The 9,517-nt window shown below is 62.7% G+C and carries 15 protein-coding genes; 11 read left to right on the top strand and 4 right to left on the bottom strand.

Annotated features, from left to right (window positions below; all coding sequences use genetic code 11):
- Positions 1–281: 281 nt before the first annotated feature.
- From IHN22_RS07055 to obgE, 9 genes are all read left to right on the top strand, one after another.
- Positions 282–536 (top strand): DUF2508 family protein, encoded by a 255-nt coding sequence (locus IHN22_RS07055; RefSeq protein WP_087188880.1) that lies wholly within the window; start codon positions 282–284, stop codon positions 534–536.
- A 53-nt stretch (positions 537–589) separates the two neighbouring features.
- Complete coding sequence (locus IHN22_RS07050) at positions 590–859, top strand: pro-sigmaK processing inhibitor BofA family protein (RefSeq protein WP_087330653.1); 270 nt, start codon at positions 590–592, stop codon at positions 857–859.
- Positions 860–990: 131 nt separating this feature from the next.
- Positions 991–1,605: an S-layer homology domain-containing protein gene (locus IHN22_RS07045; protein WP_191434392.1), complete on the top strand. Its 615-nt coding sequence runs from the start codon at positions 991–993 to the stop codon at positions 1,603–1,605.
- A gap of 43 nt (positions 1,606–1,648) precedes the next feature.
- Positions 1,649–2,086, top strand: a complete 438-nt coding sequence (locus IHN22_RS07040) for a MarR family winged helix-turn-helix transcriptional regulator (RefSeq protein ID WP_191434391.1) — start codon at positions 1,649–1,651, stop codon at positions 2,084–2,086.
- A gap of 36 nt (positions 2,087–2,122) precedes the next feature.
- Positions 2,123–3,151, top strand: a complete 1,029-nt coding sequence (locus tag IHN22_RS07035; protein ID WP_191434389.1) for a putative glycoside hydrolase — start codon at positions 2,123–2,125, stop codon at positions 3,149–3,151.
- 166 nt (positions 3,152–3,317) lie between these two features.
- Positions 3,318–3,629 carry a 50S ribosomal protein L21 gene (gene rplU, locus IHN22_RS07030; RefSeq protein WP_191434387.1) on the top strand — a complete coding sequence of 104 codons (312 nt, stop codon included), beginning with the start codon at positions 3,318–3,320 and terminating at the stop codon, positions 3,627–3,629.
- 1 nt (position 3,630) lies between these two features.
- The gene (locus IHN22_RS07025; RefSeq protein ID WP_087188874.1) at positions 3,631–3,963 is read left to right on the top strand and encodes a ribosomal-processing cysteine protease Prp; all 333 of its coding nucleotides are present in this window, start codon (positions 3,631–3,633) and stop codon (positions 3,961–3,963) included.
- A 49-nt stretch (positions 3,964–4,012) separates the two neighbouring features.
- A complete protein-coding gene (gene rpmA / locus IHN22_RS07020) occupies positions 4,013–4,297 on the top strand; it encodes a 50S ribosomal protein L27 (RefSeq protein ID WP_087268353.1) in 285 nt (94 codons plus the stop codon).
- A 175-nt stretch (positions 4,298–4,472) separates the two neighbouring features.
- Entirely contained in the window at positions 4,473–5,753 is a 1,281-nt protein-coding gene (obgE, locus tag IHN22_RS07015; protein ID WP_087330659.1) for a GTPase ObgE, read from the top strand.
- A gap of 39 nt (positions 5,754–5,792) precedes the next feature.
- Here obgE and IHN22_RS07010 read toward each other — a convergent pair whose 3' ends face one another.
- The 4 genes from IHN22_RS07010 to IHN22_RS06995 form a co-directional block, all read right to left on the bottom strand.
- Complete coding sequence (locus tag IHN22_RS07010; RefSeq protein ID WP_191434385.1) at positions 5,793–6,866, bottom strand: DUF4179 domain-containing protein; 1,074 nt, start codon at positions 6,864–6,866, stop codon at positions 5,793–5,795.
- Complete coding sequence (locus tag IHN22_RS07005) at positions 6,863–7,351, bottom strand: RNA polymerase sigma factor (protein ID WP_191434383.1); 489 nt, start codon at positions 7,349–7,351, stop codon at positions 6,863–6,865. Before IHN22_RS07005 ends, IHN22_RS07010 begins: the two co-directional genes overlap by 4 nt.
- 114 nt (positions 7,352–7,465) lie before the next feature.
- Positions 7,466–7,744, bottom strand: coding sequence for a DUF1294 domain-containing protein (locus IHN22_RS07000; protein ID WP_365813923.1), 279 nt, complete (start codon positions 7,742–7,744; stop codon positions 7,466–7,468).
- Positions 7,738–8,379 carry a hypothetical protein gene (locus IHN22_RS06995; protein ID WP_300985831.1) on the bottom strand — a complete coding sequence of 214 codons (642 nt, stop codon included), beginning with the start codon at positions 8,377–8,379 and terminating at the stop codon, positions 7,738–7,740. The genes IHN22_RS07000 and IHN22_RS06995 overlap by 7 nt, the downstream gene beginning before the upstream one ends.
- A gap of 115 nt (positions 8,380–8,494) precedes the next feature.
- Between IHN22_RS06995 and IHN22_RS06990 the strand changes: the two genes are divergently transcribed.
- Complete coding sequence (locus IHN22_RS06990) at positions 8,495–9,286, top strand: RNA-binding protein (RefSeq protein WP_191434381.1); 792 nt, start codon at positions 8,495–8,497, stop codon at positions 9,284–9,286.
- Complete coding sequence (locus IHN22_RS06985; protein WP_087188870.1) at positions 9,286–9,492, top strand: DUF896 domain-containing protein; 207 nt, start codon at positions 9,286–9,288, stop codon at positions 9,490–9,492. The genes IHN22_RS06990 and IHN22_RS06985 overlap by 1 nt, the downstream gene beginning before the upstream one ends.
- The last annotated feature ends 25 nt before the right edge of the window (positions 9,493–9,517 follow it).

Here is a 9,517-nt window from a genome sequence, read left to right as displayed (position 1 = left end):
GCGCGCCTTTTTCACGCATAAAACCGGGGCGCGGTGGAAACACCGCGCCCCTTACAGGATCGGAGTTCGTTTGATTCCACTCCTTTCGCCTTTCGCCAGAGGGTGAGCTCACCCGGCACCGGCTTAAAAGGAGATGCAAGAACCAGCGGTCATCCGGTCCAACATCAGTATGCCCCAATGGCGGCCTGAAATACAGGAAAAAAACGGTATAGAACCGGACATAATTGCCCAAACTGGACATAGGATAAAACCGGAAAGCCCGGAGCAAGGAGGAGGATCGTATGCCGGAAGCTACCAAGCGCTTCAGCCTGCGCCGACGGGAGAGCGAGCGGGAGGGGACCCGCCGGGTCCTGCTGGAGGGACTGAGCCAGACCAGGGCCCTCATTGCCCAGGCCTATCAGGGCTTCAACGACGCCTGTGACCCGGATCTCATCGAATCCTATGTCTTTGAGATCAACGCCCTTCAGTCCCGGTACACCTACCTGCTGCGCCAGGTCAAGGAACTGGAGGGCGGGCAGACCGTCCGCACCGGATAAGAGGGGTCCGCCCCGCCGCCAAGGTTCTGGCACACAGAAAGGAGGTGGCGGCGGTGGAACCGCTGCTCAATGCCCTGCCCTGGGTGGCGGGGGGACTGTTTTTGGTGCTGCTGCTGGCAGTGCTGCGTAAGCCCCTGAGCTGGCTGGGCCGTCTGGCGGCCCGGACAGGGGTGGGGCTGGGGGTACTGTGGGTCCTGCGCTGGGCCGGGGGCATTCTGGGCCTCCAGCTGGGGGTCAACCTGACCAACGCCCTGGTGCTGGGGCTGCTGGGACTGCCCGGATTCGGCCTGCTGGCGGCCCTGGAGTGGATGCTGGCTGTGTAAAAAAAGGACGCCGCCCGGAGGTGCGGCGTCCTTTTTGCGGAATTATTTATAAATGGGTCCTTTTGTGTTCATAGTTTTTTAAAATTCGTATCGTAAAATAAATAATACTCGATTATAAGGAGTGGACCCATTTGAAAAGACGACTTGCGGCGCTCACCTGCGCCCTGACTTTATGCGCCGGCCTGGCGCTGCCCGCCTCCGCGGCGAATTTTACCGACGTGCCCGCCGGAGCCTGGTATGAATCGGCGGTGGATGAGGCGGTGGAACAGGGGTGGATGACCGGCGTGTCCGATACCCTGTTTTCTCCCAACGCCACGGTGACCCGTTCCACCGTAGCCATGGTGCTGTGGCGGATGGAGGGGGAGCCCACCCCGGTGTGGCGGGGCCATTTCCCCGATGTGCAAATCAACAGCTGGTACGGCATTGCCGCCGACTGGGCCTGTGAGGCCCGCATCATCAACGGCACCGACAAGGGCACCTTCAGCGACGGCGTGGTGACCCGGCAGGAACTGGCGGTGATGCTCAGCCGCTATGACACATATAAGGGCCGTACGATGGCGGAGGGTGCCCTGAACCTCTACAGCGACGCCAACCAGGTGGCCTCCTGGGCAAAGGAGGGTATGTCCCATGCCATCGGTATGGGCTGGATGGAGGGGGACGGCGGAAAGCTCTCTCCCAAGAGTACCACCACCCGAGCCCAGCTGGCGGTGATTTTACAGCGGATGAATACCCAGGCCATGGGCTGACCGGCCCCTTACGGCACGGGCAAGAGAAAGGAGAACGCCCAACATGGAGCAAAGCAATCTGTTCATATCCTATCTGCGGGTGACCCAGCATATGTCCCAGCAGTTTCGCAGCCACTTCGGCCGGCTGGACCTGACCTTCCCCCAGGCCATGGTACTTACTGTACTGGGGGAGGACGGGCCGGTGCCCATCAGCACCCTGGCCGAGCGCACCGGCAGCGCCAACAGCACGGTGTCCGGCATTGTGGACCGGCTGGAAAAGCTGGGGCTGGCCAAGCGCCAGCGCAGCGAGACCGACCGCCGGGTGATCTATGTCACCGCCACCGAGAAGTACGCCGCCCTGCGGGACAAGGCTGTCACCGACGTGAACAGTTACTTTTCCGACCTGATGGGGAATATGCCGGAGGAGGACCGGAAACTGGTGGCCGCCGCCCTTCAGAAGCTGGACGAGGCGTTGAGCCAGGTGGAGGAAAAGGGGAAATGATCCCTGAGCTGAGAGGAAAGAGTGAGGTGTCCTGCCGTGAGGCGGAATGGTTATGAATCTTACCATGGGCGCAGCCGTGGCCGCACCGCGTTAAAGGTGCTCATCGGCGTTTTGCTGGTGCTGCTGGTGCTGTCGGTGGCGGCGCTGTTTTTCCTGGAGCCGTATATTCACTACTCGGCCGATGGAGTCCGGGTGGAGCTGCCCTTCTTCGGCGGCGGCGAGACGGAGACCGAGCCTGACCCGCCGGCCGGCACCGTTCCCATTCAGATCACCACGCCGGAGCCCACCCCCTCCCCCACGCCGGAGCCGGAGGTGGATTTCCGGGGCGTGCAGCTGCCTGCCGCCGCCCTTACCGACGGTACCGCCCAGACCCAGCTGGAGGCCAACCGCGGCACCGCCGCCATCTTCTCCATGAAGGAGGCGGACGGCACCCTGGGTTATCAGTCCCAGACCACTTTGGGCACCTCCTCCGATCAGGAGGGCATCAATGAGGCCATCCAGACCCTCAACGGAGGGGAGCTGTACACCGTGGCCCGGATCTCCTGTTTCCGGGACAACGCCCTGCCCTGGAACGACCGGGACCTGGGGATTCACAGCAGTTCGGGCAACTGGCGGGACGACGAGAGCGTCCGCTGGAGCAGCCCGGCGGTGGAATCGGTGCGGACCTATGTGGCCCAGGTGTGCGGCGAACTGGCCGGGCTGGGCTTTGACGAGCTGCTGCTGGACAACTGCGGCTATCCCACCCGGGGCACCGTCAGCTATATCAAGAGCGACAGCAACTACGATCCCAACACCCTGACCCAGACCATGGAGGCCTTCTTCCAGACGCTGGACCAGACGTTGGCCCAATATCCTGATATAAAGGTATCGGTGGTGACCAGCCTGACGGTGCTGGGCGGCGGCTCCGACGGCAGCGGCCTCACCCTGGACCTGCTCAAGCAGTATGCCGACCGGGTCTATGTGCAGGTGCCCGAGGGAGAGACGGTTCCCACCGTCGAGGGGCTGGAGATTGTGCCCATTGTGACCCAGGGGACGGATACCGGCAGCTGGGCCCTGCTGAGCTGACAAAAAAGCTGCAAAAAAGTTGAAAAATGCTTGACTTTTAAAGATTGCATTGATATACTACTAGAGCCGCTTTGAATGGGAACCCAAGTGACCGACGTGACTGATGTGACGTCACGCTTCGGCCCTCCCCCGACAGCGAGCCCGTAATGAAGGAGTTGAAAACGTAATGCACGCAATCATCGAGACCGGCGGTAAGCAGTATAAGGTGGCTGAGGGCGATACCCTCTTCATCGAGAAGCTGCCCAACGAGGCTGGCGACAACGTGACCTTTGACAAGGTTCTGGCTGTCATCGACGGCGAGAAGATCACTGTGGGCACTCCCGTGGTGGAGGGCGCCAAGGTGGCCGCTTCCGTGGTGAAGAACGGCAAGGGCAAGAAGATCATGGTCTTCAAGTACAAGCCCAAGAAGGGTTACCGCAAGCGTCAGGGCCATCGTCAGCCCTACACCAAGGTGACCATCGGCGCCATCTCCCTGTAAGATGACTACCGTCTCTTTTCACATGGAGGGGGACCGCATCGTGGGCTTCACTGTGAAGGGCCACAGCGGTTACGCCGAGGCGGGGAGCGACATCGTATGCGCCGCCGTCACCAGCGCCGTCCGCCTGACCGAGTGCGCCGTCAACGACGTGCTGGGCCTGGGGGCGACCGTAAAGGTGAAGGAGCATGACGCATCCATCTCCCTGCGCATCCCCGGCGGGCTGAGCCAGACCAGCGAGAGCACCTGTCAGACCCTTCTGACCGCCCTCATGGTCCACTTTACCAGCCTGCACGAGGAGTATCCCGAAAATATTCTCGTACTGGAGGAGGACTGACCTCTCCGTACGGCGACTTTTTAACACACAAGTTTGGAGGTGTGACACCATGCTGAACATCGGTCTTCAGTTCTTCGCCCATAAAAAGGGCGTGGGCTCCACCCGTAACGGCCGCGATTCCGAGGCCAAGCGTCTGGGCGTGAAGCGGGGCGACGGTCAGTTCGTTCTGGCCGGCAACATCCTGGTCCGCCAGCGGGGCACCCATATCCATCCCGGCGTCAACGTGGGCAAGGGCAGCGACGACACCCTGTTCGCCCTCAAGAGCGGCCGCGTGAAGTTTGAGCGCCTGGGCAAGGACCGCAAGCAGGTCTCTATCGTGGAGATCGCCCAGTAATTGCCCGCAATATGGGTACACTAAGCCCCGGACGGACTCCCGTTCCGGGGCTTTTTCTATCGCCTTCCCCTGGGGGAAGGTGACTGGCCGTAAGGCCAGACGGATGAGGGGAACGGCCGGGCGACCACAAGGGTCGCCCCTACGAGACAAATCACCCCTTGGCAAGGAGGTTTTTATGGCAGCACCCTTTGTAGATACCGCCCGCATCACCGTTAAGGCGGGCAATGGCGGCAACGGCGCGGTGGCCTTCCACCGGGAGAAGTACGTGGCCGCCGGCGGCCCCGACGGCGGCGACGGCGGCCGGGGGGGCAACGTGATCCTGGAGATCAACCCCCATATGTCCACCCTGATGGACTTCCGCTACAAGCGCAAGTATGTGGCGGAAAACGGTATGGATGGCCAGGGCAAGCGCTGTTCCGGCAAGGATGGCGCCGATCTGGTCATCAAGGTGCCCAAGGGCACTGTGGTGCGGGACGCCGAGACCCAGGAGATCATCTGTGATATGTCGGAGACCGACCGCTTCGTGCTGGCCAAGGGGGGCAACGGCGGCTGGGGCAACAAGCACTTCGCCACCCCCACCCGTCAGGTGCCCCGCTTCGCCAAGGCCGGCCTGCCCGGCCAGGACCGGCAGGTCATCCTGGAGCTGAAGCTGCTGGCCGACGTGGGCCTGGTGGGCTTCCCCAACGTGGGCAAGTCCACCCTGCTCTCGGTGGTGTCTAAGGCCCGGCCCAAGATCGCCAACTACCACTTTACCACCCTCTTCCCCAACCTGGGCGTGGTCTATGTGGACGAGGGGGTGTCCTTCGTGCTGGCCGACATCCCCGGCATCATTGAGGGCGCCTCCGACGGCGCCGGTCTGGGCCACGACTTCCTGCGGCACATTGACCGCTGCCGGCTGCTCATCCACGTGGTGGACGTGTCCGGCTGCGAGGGCCGTGACCCGGTGGAGGATTTTAAGGCCATCCAGGAGGAGCTGAAGCAGTACGGTCCCGATCTGGCCTCCCGGCCCATGATCGTGGCGGGCAACAAGGTGGATATCGCCAACCACCGCACCGGTCTGGAGGCCCTGAAGGCCTATGTGGAGGGGCTGGGTATGCCCTTCTATGAGATCTCCGCCGCCGCCCAGCTGGGCACCCGGGAGCTGATGTTTGCCGCCGCCCGGGAGCTGGAGCACCTGCCCCCCATCACGGTGTACGAGCCCACCTATGTGGAGCGGCCCCCGGAGGTGGATACCTCCGAGCCCCTCAACATCATCCACGAGGACGACACCTGGATCGTGGAGGGCCCCTGGCTCCAGCGGCTCATGGCCAACGTCAACTTCGGCGACTACGAGTCCCGCAACTGGTTCGACAAGATGCTCCGCCAGTCCGGCCTCTTCGACCGGCTGGAGGAGATGGGCATCAAGGATGGGGATATCGTGTCCCTGTACAACCTGGAGTTCGAGTACCAGCGGTAAACAAGCAGGGCCCGCCATATGGCGGGCCCTGCTTTTGTTTTACTGGGAGACCGGGATGACTACATCCCCCACGGTGATAGAGGTCACCTCATCCAGGGGACGGATGGTGTCAAAGATCAGACCCATGGTGCATTTGGCCTTGCCGTTACCCGAGCCGACGCTGGTGTTGGCGCTCTTGATCTCCAGGGTGGAGCCGTCGGTGTAGGTGAGGGTCACAGGCAGATCCCGGAAGGGGGCGTAGGGGTCGTTTGCCTTATCGGTCTGACCGGTTTCCCGCTCCGCCTCCGGTATCTCCTGGTGGACAGTGTACTCCACCATGATGGACAGGGGGGAGAGGGTAATGCTGTCCAGGGTGGCGTCCATGCCGCTCACCTGGATCGCCTGCCCGGCGGGGAGGGCGATGGAGGAGTCCTCAAAGTCCATGGTAAAGTCCAGAGTCCAGGGGCCCTCCGCCAGCAGGGTCTTATTGGCATAGCTGTCGGTGGTGTCATAGAGACCCCGGAAGGTGGTGCTCACCTTGCCCGAGCGGATGGGGGTGTCGGAGGTCCAAAAGGCCACAAACTGGATGGCGTTGTCGGTGGGGTCGGCGTCGTAGAAGTGGGAGAAACCTCCGCCGCCTCCGGAGGCCAGGGAGGCCAGGGGGCCGGTGGGCCGCAGGTCATAGTCCTCAAAGGAGAGAGGCAGGCGGCCCTCATATTCCTCGCTGCCGTCCAGCACCTCCTGGCTCACCAGGGGATTTCCGTCCTCCCGGGAGATGGAGTAGACAATGGCATAGGAGTAGGTGTCCCCCACAATGGCGTCGGCGGTGATGGTGATGCCGTCAGCGGTGACCGAGGCGCCGATGGGGTAGCCGATCTGGTCGATGACCTCGGTCTGGGTAGCAGGACCGAAGAGGGCGGAGAAGCGCTCCCCTACCTCTCCCAGCACGCCGGTGGCGCCCGCCACTCCCACGCTGAGGACCAGGGCGGCAGCCACCCCCACTACCGCCACCCGGCGGAAGCTGTGGGGGCGCCGGGGGGAAGCCTGAGCGGATTCCATCAGGCGGTCCACCATATGGGCCTTTTGCTCCGGGGTGAAACGGAGCTCGTCCATGGTATCTTTATACTGCTTCATGTCAGTTCCTCCTGTTCCAGATAGGTCCGCAGCTTCTGCCGCCCCCGGTCCAGCCGGGTGAAAACGGTGGCCGGCTTTTCTCCCAGCAGGGCGGCGATCTCCCTGGCGGAGTAGCCCTCGTAGTAGTAGAGGTAGATGACCGTGCGGTATTTGGGGGGCAGCAGATCCAGAGCCGCCAGCAGGGTGCCCTCCTCAGGCTGGGGGGCAGGCACGCGCTCCGCCGCGTCCAGGGTCACCGTGGTGCGCCGCCAACGGCTTTTCAGGTGGTCCTTGCACAGGTTGATGGCGGTGCGGATGATCCAAGCCCGCTCGTGCTCCGTGCTGTCAAAGGCTTTGGGCGCTTGGAGCAGCTTGAGAAAGACGGTCTGGCAGATGTCCTGGGCGTCGGCAGTGCTGCCCAGATAGGTGTAGCTCAGCCGGAGGATCAGGTCGGAGTAGGTATCCACCAGCCGCTGGGCCTCCGCCCGGTCCGGTATGGGTGGCATGGCTGTCACGTCCTTTCCGTGGGATTGAAAAGCGCTTTCACCCACAATACGATTGAGGAACGCCGGATTCTTCATCTTTGCAAAAAAATGCGGAAGCTGATCGCTTCCGCATTTTCAGGACAGAACGAAGTGCCAGTACAGCCACCCGCCCAGGGCGGCCTGGGCCACGAGGATGGCGGGCAGGCCCCACTTGAAGTACCAGTGGCGGGTCTTATGGTGGAAGGCGTACATACCCAGAATGGCTCCGGGGGAGCCCCCCACCAGGGCGATGAGGAAAAAGGCCTTTTCCGGTACCCGCCAGCGGTGCTTTTTGGCCTTCCGCTTATCCACACCCATGAGGACAAAGTCCAGGATGCTCCAGAAGAGCACCCACAGCGCGATCCACTTCAGCATGAGGCAAACTCCTCCCCGGCGCCCAGGGCGGACACGAAGCCGCCCCGGGTCTTGGTGGTGTCGTACCACAGGTGCAGGTCCATAGTGAAGGCCTCGCCGTTGTCCACAATGGAGGCGGTGTCGCCGTCCAGACCGATGAGGGTCACCCAGTGCCACCGGTGGAGCTGTTTGACCTTGCCGTTGTCCAGGTTGAGAAAGGCCACCGGACAGTCCGCCTCCAGACTGGCGGTCACAAAGGAACGCAGCTGTTCCCAGGGGGGACGCTTGGTGCGGGGGGTGGGGAAGGCAAAGAGGGAGGGGGACAGAGGTACCCCTACGGCAGCGCCGTAGTCCGTCATGCCTTCCACCATGTACTCCGGCCGGTTGAGGCCGTGGCTCCGGGGGGTAATATACTCCCACACCCGACACATATGCTCCAGAAAGCCCGCCCGGTCTTTCCCCATTTTGGCCCGCAATGGGGAAAACTCAGGCCGCTGCTGGGCAAGATAGTGGAAGATGAGGGCGGCGGTGTTGGGGCCGCACCCCGCCCGCTGCTGCCAGAGATCGGGGAACCAGTCCTGATCCGCCCCGTGGGTCACGGTGCCGTCGGGGCCGGTCAGATCCAGCTGCTCCGGGTGAAGAATGAATGTGGGCATCCGCCCACCCCCTTTTTGTAATGGATATGATCAGTATAGCATTTCTGTCAAGGCGGCGGCAGTTGCCAGGGGAGAAAAACTGTGTTATCCTGTAAAGAACAACAGGAGGAAGGATATGACCAAGACCGAACTGCTGAACAAGCTGGCCCGGGACGGGGAGGAGCGGCTGCTGCTGGCTCGGGCCATGGACAAGCTGGAGCTGGCCCGTACCCGGTCGGTGCCCGGCCACACCGGCTTTTTATCCCCACAGGAGCGGGTGAGTGTGGAAAACCTGCTCAATGCCTGCGGCCATCCCCGGCACCTGTTTTACGGCGGGTTTGAGGGGGCTGAGCGGACGGTGTGCGCCTTCCTCCCCGACTGGCAGGAGGAGGACGTGTGGCTGGACAGCGACTGCCCCATCAAGGCCGTCCGCTGCACCTGGTCGGGCGGTACTCTGAGCCACCGGGACTTTCTGGGCTCTATTCTGGGCCTGGGGCTGGACCGGGAGAAGATCGGGGACCTGCTGGTGGGGGACGGGGAGTGCCACATCCTGGCTTTGGAGGACGTGGCCGACTTTCTGGCCATGAATCTGGACCAGGCCGGGCGGGTGCGCCTCAAGACAGCCCCCATGGAGCTGGCCGACCTGAAGCCCCCGGAGGTGAAGGTGAAGCCCATCCGGGACACCGTCAGCTCCCTGCGGCTGGACGCGGTGGCCGCCTCCGGATTTTCCCTGTCCCGGGGGAAAGCGGCGGATCTCATTGCCTCGGGAAAGTTCCAGCTCAACCACCGGGAGTGCCTCAAGCCCGACCGCACCGTGGCGGAGGGAGACGTGATGAGCTGCCGGGGCCTGGGCAAATGTGTCCTGAAAGAGGTGGGCGGCCCGTCCAAAAAGGGGCGAATTATGATTTTATTGGAGCGATATGTATAATGGATGACAAAAAGATTGCCCGTATCAACGAGCTGGCCAAGAAGGCCAAAAGCGAGGAGGGCCTGACCCCCGAAGAGATGGTGGAGCGGGACCTGCTGCGGCAGGAGTACATTGCCGCCTACCGGAACAATCTGGTGGCCCAGCTGGAGAACACCTATATTGTGGAGCCCGACGGCACCAAGCACAAGCTGGGCAAGAAGCCCTGAAAAAAACGCCTGCCAGAACGGCAGG

This window comes from Flavonifractor sp. An112, assembly GCF_904377885.1.
Taxonomy (GTDB): Bacteria; Bacillota; Clostridia; order Oscillospirales; family Oscillospiraceae; genus Flavonifractor; species Flavonifractor avicola.
This window is presented reverse-complemented; position numbering and strand designations above follow the sequence as displayed.